This window comes from Thermomonospora cellulosilytica (assembly GCF_014138835.1).
GTDB classification, from domain to species: domain Bacteria; phylum Actinomycetota; class Actinomycetes; order Streptosporangiales; family Streptosporangiaceae; genus Thermomonospora; species Thermomonospora amylolytica.
Window position 1 is genome coordinate 2,751,578 of record NZ_JACJII010000001.1, and the last position, 26,041, is coordinate 2,777,618.

Consider the following 26,041-nt stretch of genomic DNA (forward strand, 5'->3'; position numbering starts at 1 on the left):
GCCCATGAACGGGTCCTGGCGGAGCCGCGTCCGGCCGGCGGGTGCGCGCGGCCGTGTCCGGCTGCCGGCCGTCAGGGGCGGGCCCGCCCGGCGGCCGGCGGGGCTGCAGCGCTCCCCGGCCGAGGGCATCACCCCGTCCCGGCGCGGCCGGCGCTCCGGCCCGCCCCGCCGGCGCCGCCGCACCGCGGTGCTGCTGGCGGTGCTGGCGCTGTTCATGCTGAGCCCCGTCGCCCCGGCCGCGGCCGACCCGTTCGGCAGCGACCCCTGCCGTCCGGCGGACAACCCGTCACCGGAGATGTACGGATCGGGTCTGGACGGCATGATCAAGCCGCCCGGGTACCCGAGCGAGGAGCTCAAGCGGACGCCGCCCGAGGAGCTGACCTACTACGACCGCTACGGAAGCGCGGGCCAGCACTGGTACGCGGTCGACATGGGCTGCGCGGACGCGATGGCGATGATGGGCAACGCGCTGGCCAACACCACGTTCACGCTGGCGCGGGTGATCGACCGCACGACCATCACCGTCTACCAGGCGGCCGCCTCCGAGTCGCTGCTGGGCTGGCTGAAGAACACCGTCGACGACGTGATCAGCGGCATGGGCGAGACGTTCAACGCCCGCTACTGGTCGTGGGTGGTCATCCTCGGCGCGATCTGGCTGGCCTGGTGGGGACTGGTCCGCAAGCGGGCCAGCCGCGTCACCGAGGGCACCATCTGGATGGTCGCGGCGATGGTCGCGCTGATCTGGCTGGTGGCCAGGCCCGCCGACTTCACCACCCTGGGCACCAAGGTCTCGGAGGCGACCAGCGCGGCGTTCAACGCCGCGCTGCCGCAGGCCGACAACAAGGGCGCGGTCTGCATCCCCTCGCCCAACGGGGAGAATCCGGCGGCCTCTCCCGACGTCGACGCCACCACCCGCAACGCCAACGGGCTGTGGGTGGCGCTGGTCTGCAAGCCCTGGCTGATGGGCGAGTTCGGCACCACCGACCCCAACGCCAAGATCGTCAAGGACAACGCCGACAGGCTGCTGTGGTCCCAGGCGGTCGACCTGTCGGAGGCGCACGGCCAGTCACAGCTGGACCTGAGCAAGAAGGCCGACGCCTACAAGCAGGTCGCCGAGAACATCAAGGAGGAGCACCCCGGCGTCTATCCCCTCTTCCAGGGCAAGAACTGGACCGCCCGGTTCGCCGTCGCGCTCGGGGCGTTGTTCGCGGCGTGCGTCGCGGGTCTGCTGGTGCTGGTGGTCGCGATCGCCCTGATCGTGGTGAAGATCGCCTTCTTGCTGCTGCTGGTGGCGGGACCGATCTTCCTCGGCATCGGCATCCATCCGGGCATCGGCCGGGTGATCGCCATGCGCTGGCTGGAACTGCTGCTGTCCATGCTGCTCAAACAGGCGGCGCTGATCGGTGTGCTGGCCCTGCTGTTGTGGACGTACGGGCTCATCCTGAGCGAGGGCCTGCCATGGGGCCTGCAGGTGATGCTCATCTCGCTGGTGACGATCGCGGCGTTCATCTATCGCAAGCCGTTCCAGCACCTGTTCTCCGCGGTCGGATACTCGGCCGTCGGGGCGCGGGACAAGGGCGAGGTCCATCTGGACAAGTCGATCGCCGAGGCGCGCAAGAGCACCGTGGGGGCCGCGACCGCCGTGGTACCGGGGGCGGCCGGGTACCGGCTGGCGCGCTGGGCCAAGCGCGATCCGGCCGCCGAGGGCACCGCGCTGGGCGACGCCGCCGCCGGGACGACCGCCGCGGCCGACCGGCGGGGAGCCCTCGCCACGGCCGACGCCGCCAACGGCGACGCCGCCGGTGCGGTCGTGGCGGGCAAGAGCCGCGGCGGTGGAACGGCCGCCGCGGCGGGCCGTCCGCGCACCAGCGCGCCGCCGCTCAACCTGTCCACCCGGGGCAGGTCCTCGGCCGGCACCGGACGCTCCGGTGGCCTGGCCACGGCCGCCGACACGGGCGACTCCGGCGGTTCGGACCGTGCCGCGTCCGGCGGCGGAACGGGCAGGCCCACCTCCTGGGTGGGCGCCCGGGCCGGACGGGGATCCGGCGGCGAAGGCGGCGGTGAGGCCGGGGGCGTCGTGGGCGCCGGTGTCGGAGGCCGCTCGTCCGGCGGCGGGAGCCGCCCGCGCGGCGAGGGAGCCGGTGCCTCCGGCGGAGGCCGGATCTCCGGCGGTACCCGCCCCTCCGGTGGTGGCCGTGGAACCGGTGGCGACTCTCGTGCGGGTCGCCGTTCCGGCGGCTCGTCCGGCCGGGGCTCGGGCGGTGGGTCCGGCAGGGGCGGGCTCGGTGGCGGTTCCCGGGATTCCGGCGGCTCCGCCGGGTCGGGGACCGCGCGCCGCAACGGCAGGCCGTCCGACCCGGCCGCCGGTGTGCCGCGGCCCAGGTCCGGTGGGGACGGCGGAGCTTCGGGAGGCGACCGCAGGACCCCGCCCCCGCTGTGGGGGAGCACGCCTCGGGACGAGGGCCCGCCGATGCCGTTCTGGCTTCGTCCCGCCGAAGGTGCGAGTGAGCGAGAGGACTGATGGAGCTCTCGGATGGCCGGCGCAGGCTGCTGTTCGCGGGGCTGGCGGTGGTGCTGGCCGCGGTCGGGGTCTACCTGACCGTGGCCGGTCCCGGAGGCGGCGAAGAGACCGAGGAGCCCCCTGCCGCCCAGGCGACCACGCCCCCGCCGGGTCCGGCCGTACCGTCGGTGGCGCCGCCCGGGATCTCCTCGACCATCACGCCGGACAGCTTCGACATCTACCGGTTGCTGCCGTTCCCCAAGCGGGACTTCGCCGCCGCGGCCGACCTGGCCCAGCGGTTCACCGCCGCGTACGGCACCTACCGGTACGACGAGGACCCGCAGGCCTACGTGGCGCGGCTGGAGCCCCTGGCCACCGAGGAACTCGTCACCCAGATCGCCCGCGGCGTGTCCGCACCGGGCCTGCTCGAACAGCGGCGCAGCGAGCAGGTGGTCGCGCAGGGCACCGCCACCCTCGACAGCGTCCGCGACATCGAGGCCAACTCGATCATCTTCCTGGTCACCGGCAACCAGCAGCTCACCCGGAACGGCCAGACCACCCACGAGAGCAAGCGGTTCGCGGTCACGGTGTCGCGCGACGGCAACGCCCTGCGGGTCTACGCGTTCGAGCCCGCCGACGCAGGCCAGGCCGGGGACACCGGATGACCGGGACGCGCGGGCCAGGGCGATTCGGCGACAGGTGAGTGAGGCGGGATGAGACGGCAGCTGCTATTCCTGGGGGCCGCCGCCGCGGTCGGCACGCTCTTCGCGGCCCTGATCGTCATGCCGGTGTTCATGGGCGCCGGGCAGTTCCTGTACGGCGGAGGCACCTCCGGCGCCGCCTGCGTCGACACCAGGACGGCGGCGCAGCAGCCGGACGAGACCACCGACGCCCGCTCCATCCCCGCGAACTACCTGGAGCTCTACAAGAAGGCCGGGAAGGACTACGGCCTGCCGTGGAACGTGCTGGCCGGGGTCGGGAAGGTGGAGACCAACCACGGCACCTCCACCCTGCCCGGCGTGTCGTCGGGCGAGAACCACGCCGGCGCGGGCGGCCCCATGCAGTTCCTGGAGCCGACCTGGAAGGCGTTCGCGGTCGACGGCGACAAGGACGGCAGGAAGGACCGGTACGACCCCGAGGACGCCATCCCCTCGGCCGCGCGCTACCTCAAGCACAACGGCGCCCCCGAGCGGATGCGTTCGGCGCTGTACGCCTACAACCACTCCTGGGAGTACGTCGACCTGGTGCTGTCGTGGTCCAAGCGCTACGGCGGCGGCGACTTCCAGGTCGTGCAGGCCGACGGGCCGCTGTGCTCCGACACCGAGGGCCTGCCGGAGAACGCCGACGAGCTGGTCCGGCGCATCATCGACTTCGCCATGGCGCAGCGCGGCAAGCGCTACATCTTCGGCGCCAACGGCCCGGACGCCTGGGACTGCTCCAGCCTGATGCAGGGCGCCTACCGGTCGGTGGGGCTGACCATCCCCCGGACGACCTGGGACCAGTGGCCGTTCGGCGTGAAGATCCCCAAGGGCCGGGAACAGCCGGGCGACCTGGTGTTCTTCAACTCCGGTCCCGGAACGTCCTGGAGCCGTCCCGGCCATGTGGGCCTGGTCATCGGCAACGGCAAGATGGTCGTGGCCCGCTGCTCGACCTGCGTGCCCAACATCGGGGTGCAGAGCTACAAGCGGTCCGACTGGGTCGGGGTCACCCGCCCGCTGGCCAAGCCGGAGCTGAAGCGGCAGATCGAAAGGCTCCGGTCCGGCTGACGGCCAGGCCGGCCGCCGGATTCTCCCCGTTCCGGCTGGGCACGCTGCCCTGCGCAGGGCGGCGGCGGAACGCGGAGACCAGATGACACGCACACGGACGTTCGGCGGCCCGGGGATCAGCCCGGGATACCTGTTGTGGCGGGCGACGCTGCGCTGGCAGCGGCGGGTCACCATGGCGCTCAAGCCCCTCGGCCTCACCTACGTGCAGTACGTGCTGCTGGAGGGGCTGTGGCGGTTCGACGCGCAGGGACGCTGCCCCAGCCAGCGGGAGCTGGCCGACCAGGCGGCCACCGACGTGATGATGACCAGCCAGGTGGTGCGGGTGCTGGCGGACAAGGGCCTGCTGCGCCGGGCGGTCGACCCGCGGGACGCCCGCAAACGGGTGCTCACCATCACCCCGGAGGGCCGGGAGCTGGCCGAACGGGCGATGGAGGTGGTGGCCGGCGCCGACGACGACTACTTCGGCGGCGTCGGCGACCGGCGGGCGCTGCTGGCGCTGCTGGGCCGGCTGGCGTTCCCCGGCGAACGGGGGCGGGCCCGGGACGGCGGCGGCCCGGCCGCGAGATGATGGGCTCCGGCCCGCGGCGGGCGCGGGCCGCGGTGGATTGGGGTGGTCGTCATCGTCATCGTGGTCGGAGCCGCGATCATCCGCGACGGCCGGTTGCTGGCCGCGCAGCGGGCCGAGCCGGCGCGGCTGGCCGGGGGCTGGGAGCTGCCCGGCGGCAAGGTCGATCCGGGCGAGTCCGACGAGGACGCGCTGGTCCGCGAGTGCCATGAGGAACTGGGCGTCAAGATCCGGCTGACCGGGCGGATCGGCGGCGACTGGCCGCTGGCCGACCTGGGCAGCGTGCTGCGGGTCTGGACGGCCCGGATCGTGGAGGGCGAGCCGGCCGCGCTGGAGCACCTGGCGCTGCGCTGGCTGGGCGAGGCCGAACTGTACGACGTCGACTGGCTGCCCGGCGACCTGCCCGTGGTGGACGCCCTGCGCGAGCACCTGCGCTGAGCCCGGCGCGGACCGCGAGGTCAGGCGACCGCAGCGGAGCCCTGCAGAGCGAGAACCGCCTGAACCTTCCCTTCGAGGGTCTGGGGGGCGTCCCTCAGAAGAACAGGTCGGGCGATCTCGGTGGAGTGCTGTGGAACGAGGATCGCCTGACCCTCCTGCCCGGGTCTGGGGTCGTTCCCCGGACCGGCAGGTCAGGCCAGCAGGTCGTCCAGCAGCCGCCGTCCCTCCGGCCAGGATCCGAGTCCGCTGTCGGCGTTGATATGACCTGCGTCGCCGAGGTCGACGAGGTCCGCGCCCCAGGCTCCGGAGAACTCCACGGTCCGTTCGAACGCCATGTACGGGTCGTTCCGGCTCCCGACCACCGTCGTGCGGAACGGCAGCGCCCGGCGCGGGATGGGCGCGAACGACCCGAGCGGGAGATCGGGCAGCCGTTCGACGTCGGCGGGCGCGACCAGCAGCGCCGCACGCACCAGGTCGCGGGCGGTGCCGGGGTGTTCGGCCGCCCACCGCGCCACCGCGATGCAGCCCAGGCTGTGCGCCACCAGCGCGACCTGCCCGGACGCCGCCGCGACCGCCTCGTGCAGGGCCGCGGTCCACTCGCCGGCCTGCGGGAACGACCAGTCGCGCTGCTCGACGCGCCGGTATCCGGGGTTCTCCCGTTCCCACAACGTCTGCCAGTGCCCGGGACCGGAGTTCTCGTAACCGGGCAGCACGAGGACCTGTGTCATGGCGCGATCCTAGGGTCCGCCGGAATACCGGCCCGCGCCGGGGCGTTCCTGGCCGTGGGCGCGGACGCCGGACGGTCCGTGCCCACCCGTGAGAACGCGGTGAGAGCCGTCATCGGCCGCCACGTAGAATCGATCTGCCGCGTCCCGTCCTGCGGCGGCTCCATCACCCAGATCCCGAGGCGAGAACACGCATGCCCCTCTCCACCCGCGACGACCTCCGCAACGTCGCGATCGTTGCTCATGTCGACCACGGCAAGACGACCCTGGTCGACGCGATGCTCTGGCAGTCCGGAGCCTTCCGCGCCAACCAGGACGTGGACGAACGGGTCATGGACTCAGGCGACCTGGAGCGGGAGAAGGGCATCACGATCCTGGCCAAGAACACCGCCATCCGCCGGAACGGGATGACGATCAACATCATCGACACCCCGGGCCATGCCGACTTCGGCGGCGAGGTGGAACGCGGGCTGTCCATGGTGGACGGGGTGGTGCTGCTGGTGGACGCCAGCGAGGGCCCGCTTCCGCAGACCCGGTTCGTGCTGCGCAAGGCGCTGGCGGCACGGCTTCCGGTGATCCTGGTGGTCAACAAGACCGACCGGCCGGACGCCCGGATCGACGAGGTCGTGGACGAGACCTACGAGCTGTTCATGGACCTGGACGCCGACGAGGACCAGATCGACTTCCCGATCGTGTACGCCTCCGGCCGCGCCGGCCGGGCCTCGCTGAACAAGCCCGGCAACGGGGAACTGCCCGACAGCCCCGACCTGGAGCCGCTGTTCGAGACGATCCTGCGGACCATCCCGGCGCCGACCTTCGACCCGGACACCCCGCTGCAGGCGCACGTCACCAACCTGGACGCCTCCAACTTCCTCGGCCGGATCGCGCTGTGCCGGATCCACGCCGGCACCCTCAAGAAGGGCCAGCAGGTCGCCTGGTGCCGCCACGACGGCGGGATCGAGAAGGTCAAGATCACCGAGCTGCTGATGACCGAGGCGCTGGAGCGCAGGCCCGCCGACGAGGCCGGCCCCGGCGACATCGTCGCCATCGCCGGCATCCCGGACATCATGATCGGCGACACCCTGGCCGACCCCGACGACCCGCGCCCGCTGCCGCTGATCACCGTGGACGAGCCGGCGATCTCGATGGTGATCGGCACCAACACCAGCCCGATGGCGGGCCGGGAGAAGGGCACCAAGGTCACCGCCCGGATGGTCAAGGACCGTCTGGACCGCGAGCTGGTCGGCAACGTGTCGATCCGGGTGCTGCCCACCGAACGCCCCGACGCCTGGGAGGTGCAGGGCCGCGGCGAGCTGGCGCTGGCCATCCTGGTGGAGAACATGCGCCGCGAGGGCTACGAGCTGACCGTCGGCAAGCCGCAGGTGGTCACCCGCGAGATCGACGGCAGGAAGCACGAGCCGGTGGAGCGGCTGACCGTGGACATCCCCGAGGAGTACCTCGGCGCGGTCACCCAGCTCATGGCGGTCCGCAAGGGCCGGATGGAGCACATGACCAACCACGGCACCGGCTGGGTGCGGATGGAGTTCCTGGTCCCGGCCCGCGGGCTGATCGGGTTCCGCACCGAGTTCATGACCGACACCCGCGGCACCGGCATGGCCCACCACGTGTTCGAGGGCTACGAGCCGTGGTTCGGCGAGCTGCGCACCCGCCCGTCCGGCTCGCTGGTGGCCGACCGGGCCGGCGCGGCCACCGCGCACGCCATCATGAACCTGCAGGAGCGCGGCACCTTCTTCGTCGGCCCCGGCACCGAGGTGTACGAGGGCATGGTCGTCGGCGAGAACTCCCGGGCCGACGACATGGACGTCAACATCACCAAGGAGAAGAAGCTCACCAACATGCGCTCCTCCACCGGCGAGGAGCTGGAGCGGCTCACCCCGCCGCGGGTGCTCAGCCTGGAGGAGGCGCTGGAGTTCATCCGCGAGGACGAGTGCGTCGAGGTGACGCCCGGCGCGATCCGGATCCGCAAGGTGGTGCTGGACGCCAAGGAGCGGGAGCGCGCCCGCGCCCGCGCCAAGCGCGCCGCGAACTGATCCGTTCCGGGCCCCGGATCGGCAGAACCCCGCTCCACCTGCGAGGTGGAGCGGGGTTCGGTGTCTCCGCGAACGGCCGGCGGCCTGCGACGGCCCGGCCGGACCCGGGATCAGCGCGCCTTCCGCACCGTGGCCGGACGGTTCCGCCAGGGCCCGCCGGAAGGCGGTCAGCGCAGCGTGCGGCTGTCCCGGATGTCCTTGATGTCCTCGCTGATCTTGAACATCACGATCATCAGCTCCAGCCACACCCGGGTCATCATCACGTACAGGAACCACCCGATCGGCGCCAGGATGATCACCAGCAGCCCGATGATCGCGCTGGGCTCGTCGTTCACCATCATGGTGAACCCGGCGACCATGTAGAACATCGCCAGCAGCGTCAGCAGCACCAGGCTGACGATGTACAGGAACTTGATCAGCTTCGGCGCGATGAAGTTGTCGAAGGTGAAGTCGAACAGCGAGCCGAGGAAGCCCTTGTCGTTGTCGTAGCGCGGGCCCGCGGGCGGCCCGTAGCCGCCGCCGGGATGCGTCGGATAGGGCTGGGGCTGGCCGGGCTGCTGCCAGCCGCCGGGCTGGCCGTAGGGGGTGCCCATCGGGAACTCCTGACTGGGGGGTCGTGCGGATGCGGAGGCGGGGTACGCGCAACGACCTTATCGGAGAGATCACCGCGAACCGGGGCTTCCCGGGGCCTGTGCACCGTAATGTCAGCGATCGGTGACCGGACCGTGTCCGGCCCGGTCACCCTCCCGTCACCGGCGGGCGGTCAGCTCAGCTGCACGGTCCCGGCGACGTCGGCGGCCAGCCGCAGCTCGTCGCCGTGGCGCAGCGGCGCCTCCACCCCGCGCGGCAGGCGCTCGCCGTTGACGAACGTCCCGTTGGTGGAGCCCTCGTCGCGCACCCAGGCGGTGCCCGACGGATCCAGCCACACCGTCGAGTGCCGCCGCGACACGTTGTCGTACTGGGTGAACGTGGAGGCCACCGGGGACTGGCCGGCGTCGCGGCCGAGCACCAGATGCTGGCCCACCGAGATCTTCAGCTCACCGGAGGGGAACACCACCCGCAGCACCGGGGTCTGCTGGCGCACCGGCCGCAGGCAGACGTCGCACTGCGCGGCGGCCGGGTTGCTCAGCACCGCCTCGCAGTGCGGGCACATGAACGCGGTGCTGTCCCCGCCGTGCTGGTGCTGGTGCGGCTCGTCCGGCGGCAGCAGCGTTGCCTCCCGGCCGTGCGGCGGGGGAGTGACCGGCCGGCCGCCGTGCTGCGGCGCGGGCGGCATCGGGTGGTCCCCCGGACCGGGCGGCATGTGCTGGTGCCCCTGCTGGTGCGGCGCGGGCGGCTGCTGGTGCGGCGCCGGCGTCCACCCCGCGTCGGCGGCCTGCCCGCCGCCCTGGGGAGAGGGCTGCCAGGCGTCGCGCCCCTGCTGGCCCTGCTGCTGCCAGCCCGCGTCGGCGCCCTGCTGGCCCTGCTGCCACCCGGCGTCGTGACCCGGCCGGCCGCCGGACGGCCATCCCGGGTCGGGCGCCTGCTGCCGGCCGCCCTGCTGCCAGCCCGCGTCGGCGTTCTGCTGACCGCCCTGGGCGGGAGGCCAGTCGGCGCCGCCGCCCTGCTGGCCGCCCTGGGCGGGCGACCACTGCGGCGCGGGCGCCTGCTGCTGCCCCGGCCCCCACTGCGCGTCGGGCTGCCCCATCTGCTGCCCCTGCTGCACTGGAGGCGGCGGGGACCAGGCATCCTGCTGGGGCTGCTGGGGCTGCTGGGGCTGCGGCTGCGGAGGCGGAGCCCACGCGTCCTGCTGTGCCGGGCCCTGCTGGGGCTGCTGCGGAGACGGGGACCAGGCGTCCTGCGCCGGCGGCCCGTACTGCTGCGGCGGGGCGTCGTACCCGGGCCCGGGCGGCTGCGGCGCCTGGTGCCCGTGCGTCGGGCCGTGGCGGTGCGCGCCCCCGACCCTGGCCAGGTTCGCCCCGCAGGACATGCAGAGCAGGTCACCGGGCTGGAACGGCTCGTCACAGATGGGACAGGTGGGATTGCTCATGGCCGCCAGGACACCTCCCCCGCATGCACTCCGGCCTTCTCCAGCATCGACGTGAGGCGATCCATGTCGCCTCGTCGCGGGATCCCGATGTAGTACACCCGCCTTCCCTCCGGCCCCTCGTCAACCGCTACCTGCACCCGTGGCCGCCCTCCCTCGCCGGGGACGGCGTCCGCCGGTCCGTCGCCGCCGACCGGCGACCCGTACCGCTCGCGACCCAGGGCGGTCAGTGGCACGACACGCTGGTTTGCCGATCCCCTCCACAGTAGTGAGCGCCCGGCGGGGTTTCCCCCCTCGGCGCCCACGGGATTGAGCCGGTCGATGTACGGCCCCGTGATGACGGCGTCGCACAGATCCAGGATGTCGCGGGTCACCGCCGATCGCGAGAGCCGTGAGTGGACATATCCACTGTAGACGAGTATGTCCGTCGGGAAGTTCGCCCGCCACCGGTGGATCCCGCGCAGCAGCGCCGCCAGCGCCTCCGGCTGCTGGAACGGCTCCCCGCCGGAGACGGTGATCCCGTCGGGGCGCTGCGGCAGCGACTCCAGCCAGCCCAGCACCGTCTCCACCGGCACCGCGGTCGCCGGATCCGGCTCCCAGGTGTCGCGCGACAGGCAGCCCGGGCAGCGCAGGGTGCAGCCCTGCGTCCAGATCCCGGCCCGCACGCCCGGACCCAGCGTGGTGACCGGATAGTGCGCCTTGGCCAGCAGCAGCGGCGGGGTCACTGCAGTTCCAGCTCGACGATACTGCCGCGGCGCGCGATCCCGGCCACGACGATCTCCTCGTCGCCGGTCAGCTCCCGGTCGAACAGCGCCCGCGCCAGCGGGTTGACGAAGTAGGACTCCAGCGCCATCCCGATGCCCCGGCCGCCCTTGTCCAGCTCGCTGGTGCACCACTCGCGCAGCGTCTTGCGGACCTCGCCCTTGATGGTCAGCGCCAGCCGGTGCTCGTCGGCCACCCGGCGGCAGATGTTGGCCAGCTGCAGCTCGAAGATCCGGTCGGCGGCGTCGGCGGAGATGAAGTTGAACACCACGATGTTGTCGCCGAACCGGTTGAGCAGCTCCGGCCGGTTCAGCACCGTGGTGAAGTGGTCGGAGATCGCGCCCTTGAGCTTGGTCTCGATCTCGCCGTACGACATGCCGGGGTGGATGTTCTGCACCCGGGCGCCGGGGGAGAACCCGCCGTCCAGCCGGCCGGCGGCGGTGCCGGGCGCCTCCACGTACATCCCCAGGTTCGAGGTGAAGATCAGGATCGCCTCGGAGAAGTGCACCGTGTTGCCGCGCCCGTCGGTCAGCCGGCCGTCCTCCAGGATCTGCAGGAACTTGTCCAGGATCCGCGGATGCGCCTTCTCGATCTCGTCGAACAGGATCACCCGGAACGGGTCCTCGCGGATCGCGTTGGTCAGCTCCCCGCCGGCCTCGTGCCCGACATAGCCGGGCGGCGCCCCGATCAGCCGCTCCCCGGCGTGGTCGCTGGAGAACTCGCTCATGTCGAACCGCAGGTAGGCCGACTCGTCGCCGAAGATCAGCTCGGTGATCGCCTTGGCCAGCTCGGTCTTGCCCACCCCGGTCGGCCCGGCGAAGAACAGCACCCCGCGCGGCCGGCTGCCCGACCGGGTGGCCTGCGCCCCCGACAGCCCCAGCACCGCCCGCTTGAGGATGTCCAGGGTCTTGGTGACCGCCTGCGGCTGGCCCACCACCCGTTCGGGCACCTTGCTCTCGCCCTCCAGCACCCGGCGCCGCAGATGGCCGCGGCTCCACGGGTTGTCCAGCACGCCCAGCTTGTAGGTGCGCACCGCGTCCGGAAGGTCGGCCAGCTTGACGTTGCGCTCGCGGGCCAGCCGGGTGATCTCGATCATCGACTGCAGGGTCAGCCCGTCGGCCTGCTCGGCGAACGCGTCGCACGCCTCGGCCGCCGCCGGGTCGGCGGCCACGTCCCGCACCCCGAACGCCCGGGCCAGCAGCCGGGCGGTCTCCTGCCGGTCGCCCAGATGCGGCCGGGGGATGGTGATCTCCCGGATGTTCTCGTTCCCGGCGGTCAGCCAGGGCGGCAGGTCGCCGGGCCGTTCCACCAGCCACAGGATCGGGTTGTACAGCGGCTTGGGCCGCGCCCCGGGCACCACGACCGGCCGGGCGGTGCGCGAGAGCTTCTCGCAGTACCGGAAGAAGTCCCGCTCGGCCGGCTCCAGGTCCGTCGGGCTGCGGGCGATCCGCGAGGCGGAGTCGATCACGAACGCCGCCCGGATCTTGTCCGCCGGGCGGGCCACCGCCGCCAGCTGCCGGGTCAGCGCCTCCAGCGACGGCTTGTCCTCCGGCTTGATCCGGCCGCCCAGCAGCCGCTCGGCCGCCGCGGCCGCCTCCTCCCCGATCTCGTCGGGGGTGTCGGGGTGCACCAGCAGCCCGTCCACCGGGTCGTACACCACCACGCAGGAGAACCCGCTGGAGCGCAGCGCCTCCCACAGCAGGTCGCGCAGCGGCAGCAGCCGCGCCGGGCCGCCCTCGGGCGGCGGCGGGGCCAGGAAGCTGTCGTACAGGTTGCCCGACAGCACGTACTGCGAGTGCACCGACAGCGTGGCGTCCAGCTCCCGGACGAACGCCGGCCAGCCCTGCAGCCGTCCCCCCAGTGTCGGCGACTCCGTCATGTCTCGCGCTCCCGCCCACGCTCACGTGCTCGTTGCCTGGTCCGCGCTCTAGTCTGCCGTGCCCGCGAGACCACCGGCAGCTCGTGCTCCCCCGGCTCGATCCGCCAGGTCACCGTGGCGGTCACCCCCGCGGCCGCCATCCGCCGCCGGGCCTCCTCGAACGCCTCGCACCACTGGCGCTCCCGTTCCACGTCCCGGCGCCGGTCGTCCTCGCTGCGCGGCTCCCGGGTCCGCACGATCGCGGCCCGGATCGTCCGGCCGTCCTCCACCCGCATCCGCACCCGGTGGTCGGGCCAGGCCCCGCGGCTGAGCACCACCTCGCCGTCCCGCGCGGTCAGCGTCTCGAACCCGGCGTCGACCTCGTACCCCAGCTCCTCGAACGCGGCGGTCACCGCGTCCTGCACGTACCGGCGCTCGGCCTCGGCCTGCGCGGCGGCGTCCCGCAGCGCCGCCTGCCGGCGCTCCTCCTCGCGGCGGGCGGCGGTGCGCTCGTTGGCCTGCTGCACCCGCAGCCGGACCTCGGTCAGCAGCGCCTCGGCCTCGGCGTCGGTGCCGGCGTCGGCGAGCCGCCCGGCGGCCTCGGCGACGAGCTCCCGGTCGGCGGGGGAGGCGTCCGGAGCCAGCCGCCCCAGCACCCTGACCAGGGTCGCGGCCCGTTCCCGCCGGTGCGTCCCGTCCTGCGGCGCGGCCGGGCCGCCGAGGTCGGCGCGCAGCCCTTCCGCGGGAACGCCGAAGACCCGTGCCGCGACGCTCGCCGCGACGTGCTCGCTGATCCGCCGCTGCGCCTCGGCCAGCGCCCGGTCGGTCGCCTCGCACCAGGCGGCCAGCTCCTCGGGGGCCTGGTCGCCGGGCGGCAGCGGCGCCGGCAGCGGCACCTGCACCCCGGCCTCCCGCTGCGCGTCGGCCAGCGCGGCGATCCGGGCGTTGCGGTCGATCACCTCCCGCACCGCGCGGTCCTGGCGCTCGATCTCGGCCAGCGCCGCGGCCCGCGCGTCCGCCCGGCCCTGGGCCGCGGCGGCCAGCGCCTGCGCCCCGGCCGCGGTGAGCCCGGCGGCCCGCCCCGCCACGCGCGTCATCCCCAGGCTGAGGACGACCGCCGCGTCCAGCACGACGTCGGCCTCCACCCCGCTACTCATCGACAGCTCCTCCAGGCGCCGGTCAGGCCGTCCCGAGGGACTCCCGCCTGGCGCGCTCGTGCTCGGCCTTCCAATGGTGCAGCCGTACCCCCGCCACGATCGCATGCGCGACCGGCGCCGCCACCAGCACCAGCAGCCACAGCAGGCTTGCCATCGCCGTGACCAGGCTCACCAGCAGCAGGACCATCAGCAGCGGGACGATCGCCAGCAACAGCAGCGGCCCGCAGCCGCGCCGCCCGGTGGCCCGCGCCGACGCCGACACCGTCTGCGACGCCCGCGACAGTCCCCGACCGCCCGCGTTCAGCGCCTTCGACAGCCAGGACCACGGCCCGTACGGCAGGTAGTCCGCACCCTGCCGCCGCGCCAGCAGCACCTCCGCCCCGCACTGCCCGGCCCAGGCGAGCACCGACACCACCGCCAGCAGCGCGAACGGCACTCCGTCGCCGCCGTGGAAGCTGAAGGTCCCGGATGTTCCCTGGCCGTCCCCACCGCCGAGGGCTCCCACCACCCAGCTGCCGAACAGCCAGAGCGCCAGCAGCGGCAGCGTCCAGGCCACCGCGCGGGCGGTGGCGGCCCCGCGTCCGGCCAGGCGCCGCCGCTCCCGTTCGGCCCAGTGGCGGGTGCGTTCGGCGAGCCGGTGCTCGGCGGACCGCCGGTCCTGCGCGATCGCCTGGGCGGCCAGAACGGCGTCGGGGGCCGCCCGCACCACCGCCAGCAGCCGCAGCGAGTCGTTCCCGCCGGCCCAGGCGGCCAGCTCGCCGAACCAGGGCACCGGCTCCCGCACCGAGGCGCGGGCCCGGGCGGCGGCCTCGGCCAGCGTCCGGGTCGTCTCGGCGGGCCGGGCGGCCAGCGCCAGCAGGGTCAGCAGCACGACCGGGGGCTCGTCGGCCCGGCGGTCGCCCGCGTCCGGCGGCCGGACCATGCCGCCGAACGGCGGGGGCGCCTGCGGGCCCGACCCGGTGCGCAGCCAGGCGGCCAGCCGGTTCCACTCCGCGACATGGGCGCGCCACCGGTCGTCGACGCCGCGCAGCTCCTCCGCCCCCTGGAAGGCGGCCAGCTCGGGGAGCAGCCGGTGCTCCCACAGCGCCCGGCCGATCAGGCAGGCGGCGCGGTGGTCGGGATGGCGCGGGTCACCGGCCAGCGCCGCCAGCCCCGGCAGGTCGTCCGGGGCGACCCGGCGGCCCAGGTAGTGCGGCGGCAGGCTCGGGTCCAGCCACCGCACCAGGTGCAGCACCTTGACGTCCGGCGGCAGCGAGGTCGCCAGGTAGCCGTCGATCAGCGCGATGCGGCTGTCGTCGGGGAAGGCGGCCAGCCAGTCGCGCAGCGCCCGCCACGCCTCCCCCCGCTCGCCCCGGGCGAAGAAGTAGCGCGCCGCCTCCTCCCACCGTTCCACCAGGGCGCGGGCCAGCTCGGCCCGGTCGGTGAACCGCCGTCCCGCGAACGGCAGCCCCGGCCCCGACGGCTGCGGCGCCGGCCGTTCGGCGGCCACCGGCGGGGACTCGCCGGAGAGCCAGGCGGTGACCTGCTCGCCCGTCCAGCGCAGCCGCGGGTCGCGGGCCAGCAGCCCCTGGCACAGCAGCCGCAGCCGGGGATCGGCGATGTCGGAGTTGTCGATGGACCGGGTGGCCAGATGGTCGACCACCACCGTCTCGCTCAGCCCGGCGAACGGCGTGCGGCCGGTGGCCAGCTCCCGCACGATCATGCCGAGCGACCACCAGTCCCGGGCGGGGGAGACCTGGCCGGACAGCGACTCGGGGGCGGCGTAGGCCAGCGTGCGGGACGAGGAGGCGAACACCACGCTCTGGTCCAGCACCTTGCTCAGCCCGAAGTCGGTGATCGCCACCCGCACCGGGTCGGTGCCCAGCAGCAGCACGTTCTCCGGTTTCAGGTCGCGGTGCACGATGCCCGCCCCGTGCAGCGCCGTCAGCCCGGCGGCCAGCTGCGCGACGACCTCGACGACCGTCGCGGGCGGAACGGGCCCGCTCATCAGCGCCCGCAGGTTCCCGGCGGGCGCGTACTCCGACAGCTCGTAGTCGCGGCCGTCGGCGTGCCCGGTCTCCAGGATCCGCATCACGTGCGGGGAGTCCAGGGCGGGCAGCTTGGCCCACACCTCGCGGTCGGCCGCATAGCCCCGCCGGAACACCTTGACCACGTACCGCCGGCCGGCGGCGTCGCGGACCAGCACCAGGTCCGACTCGGCCCCCTGCACCGGCAGCTCGCCCTCGACGGCGAACCGCTCGGCCAGCGCGCCCGGCAGCCGGATCAACGGGCCGGCGGGCGTGCCGGGGCCGTCCCGGCGGGTGGCGCCCGGATCGCGGGGACCCGGAACGCCGGGGGCCTGCGGGTCGCGGTGCGTCACCCCGGGGTCCCGCCGCGTCGGCTGCGGGGACTCCTCGAACTCGGTCACTTACCGCTCCGTCGATGCCGCTGTGACTGCGGTGAGCCTAACGCGCCGGTTCAGATCTTGTCCTTGATGACCCGGAGATGCTCGACCCCCTTGAAGCGGACGACCACCGCCTCCATCAGGATCCGCACCATCAGCGCCTCGAACAGCCAGACCAGGGGGGAGGCGACCACCATGATGACCCCCCAGGCCCAGCCGTTGTCCCAGGTGACCACCCACAGTCCGGTGAACAGGAAGCCCGCGCACTGCAGGGTGATCAGCAGCAGCGCGATGACGTACCACAGCCTGATCAGCTTGGGCGTCACCAGGTGGTCGAAGTTCGTGTCCAGCAGTGCGCCGAGCACACCCTTCTCCCGGGGAGCCGGCCGCGGGTGGCCGCCGGTGCCGTACGGTCCGCCGGGGTACGGCGCGCCCTGCGGGGGGCTCGGGGGGCCCTGGGGGTGAGGAGGCCGCGGTGCGGGCCCCGGGCCGTGGCCCGGTCCGGCGCCCCCTCCGGAGGCCGGTCCCTGGCCGGGGTTGGGGGGCGGGGGGTTGGTCATCGTCCCTGGTCTCCCTGAAGGCGTGCGACATGGCGGGCAAACCGACTCTAGAACGGTTCCCGGGGGCGGTGCCGGGACCCGCCCCGCCGTGTCACATCTTCATACCGTCCCGCCGAACACGCCCGGCGGCGGACCATGCCGCACGGCGGCGCACCCGGCGCATATTCGAAATGGCGACGCGGCCAATCGGCGGGATCGCCCACACCGTTCCGGCGGCCATTCCCAAGCCGCCCAGCGGCTCAGATCCCGCCCGGGCCCGCGTCCGCGCCCGCCCGGGCCGCCCACCGGCCGCCTGCTGCCGCGGCGGGCGCCTCACCAGGTGCGGAGCCCGCCGGCGAGCGTCCCGCCTACGCCGCCGGGACGCCGTTCCGCGGCACCTCCGGGAGCCTCGAAGCCCGGCGGCATCGGGCGTTCCGGGATAGTCAGGGGCGATCGGTTGCATAGGTGGATGGCATCACCGCAGCACCTGCGGGTACGATGCGGCGCGCTGTGGCCAGGGTCACATGTCCGGGCTGGCTGTTAGGTGTGTCACAGTGCCAGGCTGGTGGCGTAGGGTCGCCTAGCCACCAGCGCGTGTACTGCATGTAGCCGTGGCGCGACGGCCGCAGATGTGCACGACATATCCGCACGAGCGATGACTCGAACACTGGAGTGCCATCGATGAGCACTGTGGAAGCGCCGACCAAGAAGCGCGCGCAGATCTCCGCAAAAACGCTCCGGACCGACAACTGGCGCAGTTATCCGATCTTCATCGTGGTGGTGTTCACCGCGTGGGTCGGCTACGCGACCTTCCGGGCCATGATGGGCGATCACTACTGGGTGGACGAGTACCACTACCTCACCCCGTTCTACTCGCCCTGCGTCAGCACCGAGTGCGTCGAGGGCTCGGCGCACTTCGGCACCTTCCTGCCGGAGCTGCCGTTCTTCATCCCGCTGGCCGCGGTCTCCCTGCCGTTCCTGCTGCTGTTCCGGCTGACCTGCTACTACTACCGCAAGGCCTACTACCGGGGGTACTGGGCCTCCCCGTCTGCGTGCGCCGTGCGCGAGCCGCACCGCAAGTACACCGGCGAGCGGCGGTTCCCGCTGGTCGGGCAGAACCTGCACCGCTACTTCTGGGCGGCGGCGTTCCTCATCTCCCTGATCAACACCTACGACGCGATCCTGGCGTTCCACGGCGAGACCGGCGGGTTCGGGATGGGCCTGGGCTCGCTGATCCTGCTGGCCAACGTGATCCTGCTGTGGGGATACACGCTGTCCTGCCACTCCTGCCGGCACATCGTGGGCGGCCGGCTGAAGAACTTCTCCAAGCACCCGGTCCGCTACTGGGCCTGGGGCGTGGTGTCGAAGCTGAACGAGCGGCACGGCCAGTTCGCCCTGATCACCCTGGGCTCGCTGGTGGTGGCCGACCTGTACGTGTGGCTGGTGGCCGCCGACGTCATCTCCGACCTGCGCTTCATCGACTGAGGATCGACTGATCATGACCGAGATCGAAAGGCACTCCTACGACGTCGTGGTGATCGGCGCCGGCGGGTCCGGGCTGCGCGCGGCGATCGAGGCGCGGCTGCAGGGCAAGAAGACGGCGATCATCTCCAAGTCGCTGCTGGGCAAGGCGCACACCGTCATGGCCGAGGGCGGCGCCGCGGCCGCGATGGGGAACGTCAACCCCAACGACAACTGGCAGGTCCACTTCCGCGACACCATGCGCGGCGGCAAGTTCCTCAACAACTGGCGGATGGCCGAGCTGCACGCCAAGGAGGCCCCGGACCGGGTCTGGGAGCTGGAGCACTGGGGCGCGCTGTTCGACCGCACCAAGGACGGCAAGATCAGCCAGCGCAACTTCGGCGGCCACGAGTACCCCCGGCTGGCGCACGTCGGCGACCGCACCGGCCTGGAGCTGATCCGCACCGTGCAGCAGAAGGTGGTGGCGCTCCAGCAGGAGGACCACCGCGAGTTCGGCGACTACGAGGCCCGGCTGAAGGTGTGGGCCGAGACCACCGTCACCCGGCTGCTGGTCAAGGACGGCAGGATCGCCGGCGCGTTCGGGTACGTCCGCGAGACCGGCAAGTTCGTGGTGTTCGAGGCCCCGGCGGTGGTGCTGGCCACCGGCGGCATCGGCAAGGCGTTCAAGGTCACCTCCAACTCCTGGGAGTACACCGGCGACGGTCACGCGCTGGCGCTGCTGGCCGGGGCGACCCTGCTGAACATGGAGTTCGTCCAGTTCCACCCCACCGGGATGGTCTGGCCGCCCTCGGTCAAGGGGATCCTGGTCACCGAGTCGGTGCGCGGTGACCGCGGCATCCTGCTCAACTCCGAGGGCAAGCGGTTCATGTTCGACTACATCCCCGAGGTGTTCAAGGACAAGTACGCCACCACCCCGGAGGAGGCCGACCGCTGGTACGACGACCCGGACAACAACCGCCGCCCGCCGGAGCTGCTGCCCCGTGACGAGGTGGCCCGGGCGATCAACTCCGAGGTCAAGGCCGGGCGGGGATCCCCGCACGGCGGCGTGTTCCTGACCGTGGTCGGCCGGATGCCCGGCGGCGCCGAGGAGATCAAGCGGCGGCTGCCGGCCATGCACCACCAGTTCAAGGAGCTGGCCGACGTCGACATCACCAAGGAGCCGATGGAGGTCGGCCCGACCTGCCACTACGTGATGGGCGGGGTCGAGGTCGACCCGGACACCGCCGCGGCGCTGGTGCCGGGCCTGTTCGCGGCGGGCGAGGTGGCCGGCGGCATGCACGGCTCCAACCGGCTCGGCGGCAACTCGCTGACCGACCTGCTGGTGTTCGGCCGCCGCGCCGGGCTGGGCGCCGCCGAGTACGTGGACTCCCTGGGCGAGGCCCGTCCCGCCCCCGACGCCGAGGAGATCGAACGGGCCGCCGCCGAGGCGCTGGCCCCGTTCGAGCGGGAGGGCGGGGAGAGCCCGTACGCGGTGCACGCCGAGCTGCAGCAGACGATGAACGACCTGGTCGGCATCATCCGCAAGGAGGAGGAGCTGGTCCAGGCGCTGGAGGCGCTGGACAAGCTCCGCGCCCGGGTGGTGAACGTGTCGGTGCAGGGCGGCCACGGCTACAACCCCGGCTGGCACCTGGCCCTCGACCTGCGGAACATGCTGCTGGTGTCGGAGTGCATCGCCAAGGCCGCGCTGGAACGGACCGAGAGCCGCGGCGGGCACACCCGTGACGACTATCCGGAGATGTCCGCCGAGTGGCGCAAGGTCAACCTGGTGTGCCGGCTGGTGGGCGACCCCGACGACCCGCGGGTGGAGATCAGGCGCCAGCCGATGGAGTCGATGCGCGAGGACCTGCTCGCGCTGTTCGACGTGGCCGAGCTGAAGAAGTACATGACCCCCGAGGAGCTGCCCGCCGGGGCGGCCGCCGGGGACGGGGAGCAGGTCTCCGTGGACAGGACCGCCGGCGCCGAGACCGAGGAGGGCGGCAAGTGAGCTACCAGGCGAAGTTCCGGGTCTGGCGCGGGGACGCCGGCGAGGGCGAGCTGGTCGACTACACCGTCGAGGTGAACGAGGGCGAGGTCGTCCTGGACATCATCCACCGGCTGCAGGCCACCCAGGCCCCCGACCTGGCGGTGCGGTGGAACTGCAAGGCCGGCAAGTGCGGGTCGTGCTCGGCGGAGATCAACGGCATGCCGCGGCTGATGTGCATGACCCGGATGTCGACGTTCGCCGAGGACGAGGTGATCACGGTCACCCCGATCCGGACGTTCCCGGTGATCCGCGACCTGGTCACCGACGTGTCGTTCAACTACGAGAAGGCGCGGCAGATCCCGTCCTTCAACCCCGGCGACACCAAGCCGGGCGAGTTCCGGATGATGCAGCAGGACGTGCAGCGCTCGCAGGAGTTCCGCAAGTGCATCGAGTGCTTCCTGTGCAACAACGTCTGCCACGTCATCCGCGACCACGAGGAGAACAAGCCGGCCTTCGCCGGGCCGCGGTTCCTGATGCGGATCGCCGAGCTGGAGATGCACCCGGCCGACGAGTCCGACCGGCGGCAGATCGCCCAGGACGACCACGGGCTGGGCTTCTGCAACATCACCAAGTGCTGCACCGAGGTCTGCCCCGAGCACATCAAGATCACCGACAACGCGCTGATCCCGCTCAAGGAACGGGTGGCCGGCAAGCGCTACGACCCGCTGGTCTGGCTGGGCGCCAAGCTCGGGATCGTCAAGAAGGGCCAGGACACCCCGTCTAGTTAGTTTTGCGCTCGCTCCGCTCGCGCGGCTCGCGGGCCTTTGGACGCGCGGCCGTTCGTCGTCGCGGGGCAAGATCGCTCGTTCCTCGCGATCTTGCCCCGCTCCTCCTCACGACCACGCGGGCCCGCTCGCGGGTGGCCTTCAGCGCCTTCGGGTGCGAGGTCTTCGGGTCGTCAGGTGCAGGGTCTTCGGGGCACGTCGGGGTGCAGGGCTTCGGAGGGGGTTCTGGGGGCTTGGGTGCGGTGGGCGGCGTGCCCCGGCGACGCCGCCCACCAACGGCCGTTCCCCTTGCGCTCCGGCAGCGCACGGCACGGACACCAGCGTGGCCGGTCCGCTGCCGGGGAAGTAGGGATAAGTGCACATATCCCGTGATGTAGTGACCTCATGAGCGCGTACGAGGCTGGTTCGTTCCTCGCCGAGCTGACCGAGGAGGAACGCGCCGATCTGCTCCGCCGCGGCCGGGAACGCCGGTTCGCCCGGGGGGAGACGCTGTTCACCGAGGGGGAGACCACCACCTGGGTGGCGGTGCTGCTGTCCGGCATGGTCAAGGCCTGCTCCTACGGCGCGGGCGGCATCGAGGTGCTGCTGGCGGTCCGCGGTCCCGGGGCGCTGCTGGGGGAGGTCTCGGCGATCGACGGGCTGCCCCGTTCGGCCACCGTCACCGCCCTGGAACCGGCCCGTGCGCAGGCGCTGTCGGCGGCGGAGTTCATGGACTTCCTGCACGCGCACAGCCGGGTGTCGGTCCTGCTGATGCGGATGCTGTGCCAGCGCTGGCGGGACGCCGACCGCAAGCGCATCGAGTTCGGCATGTTCGACACCACCGGCCGGGTCGCCCAGCGCCTGGTCGAGCTGGCCGAACGCTACAGCGAGCCCTACCAGCCCCGCCGGGATCCCGCCCACCGCGCCCAGCCCGCCGGCAGCGTCCGGATCACCCTGAACCTCACCCAGGAGGAGCTGGCCGGCTGGGTCGGCGCGTCCCGCGAGGCGGTCAGCAAGGCCCTGCGCACCCTGCGTTCCCACGGCTGGATCGAGACCGGCCGCCGCCGCGTCATCGTCCACGACCTCCAGGCCCTGCGCCGCCACGCGCGCTGATCTTCGTCGCGCCTCCGGCGTGACGGCGAGCGCGCGTGCGCGCGGTGGCCTTCAGCGACATCGGGTGCGAGGGCTCAGGGATCGACGAGGGCTTCCACGCCGGGAGGGAGGGTGCCGGCTCGGGCGGCCTCGCTGATGTAGGTCTGGAGGACCTGCTGGAACGCGCGGGCGGCGTGGGTGGGGGTGACGTCCTTGCGGTGGGCCATGGCGATGGTGCGCAGCAGGCCGGGGGCGGGGGCGCCGCGGCGGGCGCCGTTCGGGGGCTCGTCGGTGGTGAGGGGGATGCCGCGCAGGCCGGGGCGGCCGGCCAGGACCATGCTGGGGACGACGGCGACGCCCAGGCCCGCCTCGACGAAGCGCAGGACGGCGTCCATCTCGCCGCCCTCGACGGCGAAGCGGGGTTCGAAACCGGCCTGGCGGCAGGCGGTGATGGTGGCCTCGCGCAGGTCGTACCCGGGGCGGAACATCACCAGCGGCCGGTCGCGCAGGTCCTCGACGCGCAGGTAGTGGCGGCGGGGGAGCTGGGTGCCGCGGGTGGTGGAACCGGGCGCGGGGAACGCCACCACCAGGTGCTCGCGCAGGATCGAGGTGGTCTCCAGCGGGGCGTCGCCGGACAGCGGCAGGATCACCAGGGCCAGGTCCAGCGAGCCGCGGGTCAGCTCGCGCACCAGGTCCCGGGAGCCGCCCTCCTCGACCAGCAGGCGGATGCCGGGATAGGTGTCGTGGAAACGGCGCAGCACGTCGGCGAGCAGGCCACCGCACAGCGACGGGGTGGCGCCGAGCCGGACCCGGCCGCGGCGCAGCCCGACGAGTTCCTGCACCTCCAGGCGGGCGGTCTCGACGTCGGCGAGGATCCGCTTGGCCAGCGGGAGCAGCGCCTCCCCGGCGGGGGTCAGCGCGATGTTGCCGCGGGCCCGGCTGAACAGCGGCGCGCCCAGCTCGGTCTCCAGCGCGCGGATCTGCTTGGACAGCGACGGCTGCGCCACCCGCAGCGCCTCGGCGGCATGGGTGAAGTGCCGGATCTCCGCCACGGCGATGAAGTACGCGAGCTGCTGCAACTGCACAGTTCAAGAGCGTACGGAGTGCGATTCCCCGATTTTCGGCCTGGTCGCCCGTAGCGGACTTCACCCAGCGTACGAGGTGGTCCACCCGGCCGCCGGAAATGGATCAGGGGCGCCCCGCCAGTGGTCTCGACATGGCGGGACGCCCCTCGCTCAGGGGGAGGGAACTCCTACGACTTCTTCTTGCGGCCGGCGGTGGCGGCCAGGTAGTCGCGGTTGAGGCGGGTGATGGTGTCCAGCGGGATGCCCTTCGGGCAGGCCACGGTGCACTCGCCGGTGACGGTGCAGCCGCCGAACCCGGCCTCGTCGTGCGCCTCCACCATCTTGACCACCCGGTCGTAGCGTTCCGGCTGGCCCTGCGGCAGCAGCCCCAGGTGGGTGACCTTGGCGGCGGTGAACAGCATCGCCGACCCGTTCGGGCAGGCCGCCACGCAGGCGCCACAGCCGATGCACTCGGCCGCCTCGAACGCCCGGTCGGCGTCCGGCTTGGGCACCGGCACCGCGTGCGCGTCCGGGGCCGAGCCGGTCGGCGCGGAGATGTAGCCGCCCGCCTCGATGATCCTGTCGAACGCGGACCGGTCCACCACCAGGTCCTTGATCACCGGGAACGCCTGGGCCCGCCACGGCTCGATGTCGATGACCTCGCCGTCCTTGAACTTGCGCATGTGCAGCTGGCAGGTCGTGGTGGCCTTCTCCGGCCCGTGCGGCGTTCCGTTGATGACCAGCGAGCACATGCCGCAGATGCCCTCGCGGCAGTCGTGGTCGAAGGCGATGGGGTCCTCGCCCTCCAGGATCAGCCTCTCGTTCAGGACGTCCAGCATCTCCAGGAAGGACATGTCGGGCGAGACGTCGTCGAGCTGGTACTCGACCATCCGCCCCTCGTCCTCGGGACCCTTCTGGCGCCAGACGCGCAAGGTGAGCTTCATGGTGAGGTCCGGCTTTCCTACTTGTACGAGCGCTGGCTCGGCTTGACGTATTCGAACTCCAGGGCCTCCTTGTGGAGGATCGGCTGCTCGCCGAGCCCGGCCCACTCCCAGGCGGCCACGTAGGAGAAGTTGACGTCGTCGCGCTTGGCCTCGCCGTCCTCGTCCTGGGACTCGGCGCGGAAGTGGCCGCCGCACGACTCGGTGCGGTGCAGGGCGTCGACGCACATCAGCTCGGCCAGCTCCAGGAAGTCGGCCACCCGGCCGGCCTTCTCCAGGGACTGGTTGAGGTCGTCGGCCGAGCCCGGCACCTTGACCCGCTGCCAGAACTCCTCGCGCAGCGCCGGGATCATCTCCAGCGCCTTGCGCAGCCCCTCCTCGGTCCGCTCCATGCCGCAGTACTCCCACATGATGTGGCCGAGCTCGCGGTGGAAGGAGTCCACGGTGCGGTCGCCGTCGACGGACAGCAGCTTCTCGATCTGGGCCTGCACCCTGTTCTCGGCCTCGGCGACGGCCTCGGCCGGCACCTCGCCGAGCGTGTTGTTCCTGGCGATGTAGTCGCCGATGGTGTTGGGCAGCACGAAGTACCCGTCGGCCAGGCCCTGCATCAGTGCGGAGGCGCCGAGCCGGTTGGCGCCGTGGTCGGAGAAGTTGGCCTCGCCGATCACGAACAGGCCCGGGATGGTGGACTCCAGGTCGTAGTCGACCCACAGCCCGCCCATCGTGTAGTGAACGGCCGGGTAGATCCGCATCGGGACCTCGTACGGGTTCTCCCCGGTGATCCGCTCGTACATGTCGAACAGGTTGCCGTACTTGGCCCTGACCGCCTCCAGGCCCAGCCGCTTGATGGCGTCGGCGAAGTCCAGGTAGACGCCGCGCCCGCCGGGGCCGACGCCGCGGCCCTCGTCGCAGACGTTCTTGGCGGCCCGGGAGGCGATGTCGCGCGGCACCAGGTTCCCGAACGCCGGGTAGATGCGCTCCAGGTAGTAGTCGCGCTCGCTCTCGGGGATGTCGTTGGGGTGGCGGGTGTCGCCGGCCTTCACCGGCACCCACACCCGGCCGTCGTTGCGCAGCGACTCCGACATCAGGGTCAGCTTGGACTGGTGGTCGCCGCTGACCGGGATGCAGGTCGGGTGGATCTGGGTGAAGCACGGGTTGGCGAACAGCGCGCCGCGCTTGTGCGCCCGCCAGATCGCGGTGGCGTTGGAGCCCATCGCGTTGGTGGACAGGTAGTAGACGTTGCCGTAGCCGCCGGTGGCCAGCACCACCGCGTCACCGGTGTAGGTCTTGATCTCCCCGTTCACCAGGTTGCGGACCACCACGCCGCGGGCCCGGCCGTCCACCATGACCAGCTCGAGCATCTCGTGCCGCGGGTGCAGCTCCACGTTCCCGGCGTCGACCTGCCGCATCAGCGCCTGGTAGGCGCCCAGCAGCAGCTGCTGCCCCGTCTGGCCGCGAGCGTAGAACGTGCGGGACACCTGGGCGCCGCCGAACGACCGGTTGTCCAGCAGGCCGCCGTACTCGCGGGCGAACGGCACGCCCTGGGCCACGCACTGGTCGATGATCTGGGTGCTGATCTCGGCCAGCCGGTGCACGTTGGACTCGCGGGCCCGGAAGTCGCCGCCCTTGACGGTGTCGTAGAACAGCCGGTGCACGCTGTCGCCGTCGTTGCGGTAGTTCTTGGCCGCGTTGATGCCGCCCTGCGCGGCGATCGAGTGCGCCCGCCGCGGGCTGTCCTGGAAGCAGAACTGCACGACCTTGTAGCCCAGCTCGGCCAGCGTCGCGCCGGCCGACCCGCCGGCCAGCCCGGTGCCGACGATGATGATCGTCTTCTTCCGCTTGTTGGCCGGGTTGACCAGCTTGGCCTCGAACTTGCGCCTGCTCCAGCGCTCGGCGATCGGGCCCTTGGGCGCCTTGGTGTCGGCGATCGGCTCGCCGCTCTTGTAGAAGGTGTCGTTCATGATG

21 protein-coding genes are annotated in these 26,041 nt (G+C 72.6%); 10 read left to right on the plus strand and 11 right to left on the minus strand.

Annotated elements, in window-relative coordinates; all coding sequences use genetic code 11:
- The first annotated feature begins 4 nt into the window (after window positions 1–4).
- From HNR21_RS13270 to HNR21_RS13290, 5 genes are all read left to right on the plus strand, one after another.
- Window positions 5–2,521: a type IV secretion system protein gene (locus HNR21_RS13270; RefSeq protein WP_182705458.1), complete on the plus strand. Its 2,517-nt coding sequence runs from the start codon at window positions 5–7 to the stop codon at window positions 2,519–2,521.
- Window positions 2,521–3,165, plus strand: a complete 645-nt coding sequence (locus HNR21_RS13275) for a hypothetical protein (RefSeq protein ID WP_182705459.1) — start codon at window positions 2,521–2,523, stop codon at window positions 3,163–3,165. Before HNR21_RS13270 ends, HNR21_RS13275 begins: the two co-directional genes overlap by 1 nt.
- Before the next feature lie 48 nt (window positions 3,166–3,213).
- On the plus strand, window positions 3,214–4,266 hold the full coding sequence (locus tag HNR21_RS13280) for a bifunctional lytic transglycosylase/C40 family peptidase (RefSeq protein WP_182705460.1): 1,053 nt from the start codon (window positions 3,214–3,216) through the stop codon (window positions 4,264–4,266).
- An 82-nt stretch (window positions 4,267–4,348) separates the two neighbouring features.
- The gene (locus HNR21_RS13285) at window positions 4,349–4,834 is read left to right on the plus strand and encodes a MarR family winged helix-turn-helix transcriptional regulator (RefSeq protein WP_182705461.1); all 486 of its coding nucleotides are present in this window, start codon (window positions 4,349–4,351) and stop codon (window positions 4,832–4,834) included.
- 42 nt (window positions 4,835–4,876) lie between these two features.
- Window positions 4,877–5,269: a (deoxy)nucleoside triphosphate pyrophosphohydrolase gene (locus tag HNR21_RS13290; protein ID WP_119727363.1), complete on the plus strand. Its 393-nt coding sequence runs from the start codon at window positions 4,877–4,879 to the stop codon at window positions 5,267–5,269.
- Window positions 5,270–5,460: 191 nt separating this feature from the next.
- Here HNR21_RS13290 and HNR21_RS13295 read toward each other — a convergent pair whose 3' ends face one another.
- Window positions 5,461–5,997, minus strand: a complete 537-nt coding sequence (locus tag HNR21_RS13295) for an RBBP9/YdeN family alpha/beta hydrolase (RefSeq protein WP_182705462.1) — start codon at window positions 5,995–5,997, stop codon at window positions 5,461–5,463.
- A 191-nt stretch (window positions 5,998–6,188) separates the two neighbouring features.
- Here HNR21_RS13295 and typA point away from each other — a divergent pair, with 191 nt between their 5' ends.
- Window positions 6,189–8,045, plus strand: a complete 1,857-nt coding sequence (gene typA / locus HNR21_RS13300; protein ID WP_182705463.1) for a translational GTPase TypA — start codon at window positions 6,189–6,191, stop codon at window positions 8,043–8,045.
- A 167-nt stretch (window positions 8,046–8,212) separates the two neighbouring features.
- On the opposite strand, the gene HNR21_RS13305 is transcribed toward typA, so the two are convergent.
- The 7 genes from HNR21_RS13305 to HNR21_RS35230 all read right to left on the minus strand — a co-directional run bounded on the left by HNR21_RS13305 (window position 8,213) and on the right by HNR21_RS35230 (window position 16,596).
- Window positions 8,213–8,638 carry a DUF4282 domain-containing protein gene (locus HNR21_RS13305; protein ID WP_119727366.1) on the minus strand — a complete coding sequence of 142 codons (426 nt, stop codon included), beginning with the start codon at window positions 8,636–8,638 and terminating at the stop codon, window positions 8,213–8,215.
- A gap of 170 nt (window positions 8,639–8,808) precedes the next feature.
- Entirely contained in the window at window positions 8,809–10,074 is a 1,266-nt protein-coding gene (locus HNR21_RS13310) for an FHA domain-containing protein (protein ID WP_182705464.1), read from the minus strand.
- Window positions 10,071–10,796: a 4Fe-4S single cluster domain-containing protein gene (locus tag HNR21_RS13315; protein WP_182705465.1), complete on the minus strand. Its 726-nt coding sequence runs from the start codon at window positions 10,794–10,796 to the stop codon at window positions 10,071–10,073. Before HNR21_RS13315 ends, HNR21_RS13310 begins: the two co-directional genes overlap by 4 nt.
- Window positions 10,793–12,712 carry an AAA family ATPase gene (locus HNR21_RS13320; protein WP_182705466.1) on the minus strand — a complete coding sequence of 640 codons (1,920 nt, stop codon included), beginning with the start codon at window positions 12,710–12,712 and terminating at the stop codon, window positions 10,793–10,795. Before HNR21_RS13320 ends, HNR21_RS13315 begins: the two co-directional genes overlap by 4 nt.
- Window positions 12,709–13,848, minus strand: coding sequence for a response regulator receiver protein (locus HNR21_RS13325; RefSeq protein ID WP_182705467.1), 1,140 nt, complete (start codon window positions 13,846–13,848; stop codon window positions 12,709–12,711). The genes HNR21_RS13320 and HNR21_RS13325 overlap by 4 nt, the downstream gene beginning before the upstream one ends.
- A gap of 22 nt (window positions 13,849–13,870) precedes the next feature.
- Entirely contained in the window at window positions 13,871–16,255 is a 2,385-nt protein-coding gene (locus HNR21_RS13330; protein ID WP_182705468.1) for a protein kinase domain-containing protein, read from the minus strand.
- A gap of 50 nt (window positions 16,256–16,305) precedes the next feature.
- Complete coding sequence (locus tag HNR21_RS35230; protein ID WP_119727371.1) at window positions 16,306–16,596, minus strand: DUF4282 domain-containing protein; 291 nt, start codon at window positions 16,594–16,596, stop codon at window positions 16,306–16,308.
- 855 nt (window positions 16,597–17,451) lie between these two features.
- Here HNR21_RS35230 and sdhC point away from each other — a divergent pair.
- The 4 genes from sdhC to HNR21_RS13355 all read left to right on the plus strand — a co-directional run bounded on the left by sdhC (window position 17,452) and on the right by HNR21_RS13355 (window position 22,092).
- Complete coding sequence (sdhC, locus tag HNR21_RS13340; protein ID WP_182705470.1) at window positions 17,452–18,255, plus strand: succinate dehydrogenase subunit SdhC; 804 nt, start codon at window positions 17,452–17,454, stop codon at window positions 18,253–18,255.
- Window positions 18,256–18,268: 13 nt separating this feature from the next.
- On the plus strand, window positions 18,269–20,236 hold the full coding sequence (locus HNR21_RS13345; RefSeq protein WP_220500143.1) for a fumarate reductase/succinate dehydrogenase flavoprotein subunit: 1,968 nt from the start codon (window positions 18,269–18,271) through the stop codon (window positions 20,234–20,236).
- Complete coding sequence (locus tag HNR21_RS13350) at window positions 20,233–21,003, plus strand: succinate dehydrogenase/fumarate reductase iron-sulfur subunit (protein WP_182705471.1); 771 nt, start codon at window positions 20,233–20,235, stop codon at window positions 21,001–21,003. The genes HNR21_RS13345 and HNR21_RS13350 overlap by 4 nt, the downstream gene beginning before the upstream one ends.
- A 381-nt stretch (window positions 21,004–21,384) precedes the next feature.
- A complete protein-coding gene (locus HNR21_RS13355; protein WP_182705472.1) occupies window positions 21,385–22,092 on the plus strand; it encodes a Crp/Fnr family transcriptional regulator in 708 nt (235 codons plus the stop codon).
- 74 nt (window positions 22,093–22,166) lie between these two features.
- Here the strand turns inward: HNR21_RS13355 and HNR21_RS13360 are convergent, their stop codons facing one another.
- The 3 genes from HNR21_RS13360 to HNR21_RS13370 all read right to left on the minus strand — a co-directional run bounded on the left by HNR21_RS13360 (window position 22,167) and on the right by HNR21_RS13370 (window position 26,037).
- Window positions 22,167–23,156 (minus strand): LysR family transcriptional regulator, encoded by a 990-nt coding sequence (locus tag HNR21_RS13360; RefSeq protein WP_119727375.1) that lies wholly within the window; start codon window positions 23,154–23,156, stop codon window positions 22,167–22,169.
- A 167-nt stretch (window positions 23,157–23,323) separates the two neighbouring features.
- On the minus strand, window positions 23,324–24,079 hold the full coding sequence (locus tag HNR21_RS13365; protein ID WP_182705473.1) for a succinate dehydrogenase/fumarate reductase iron-sulfur subunit: 756 nt from the start codon (window positions 24,077–24,079) through the stop codon (window positions 23,324–23,326).
- Window positions 24,080–24,096: 17 nt separating this feature from the next.
- The gene (locus tag HNR21_RS13370; RefSeq protein WP_182705474.1) at window positions 24,097–26,037 is read right to left on the minus strand and encodes a fumarate reductase/succinate dehydrogenase flavoprotein subunit; all 1,941 of its coding nucleotides are present in this window, start codon (window positions 26,035–26,037) and stop codon (window positions 24,097–24,099) included.
- Window positions 26,038–26,041: the final 4 nt, after the last annotated feature.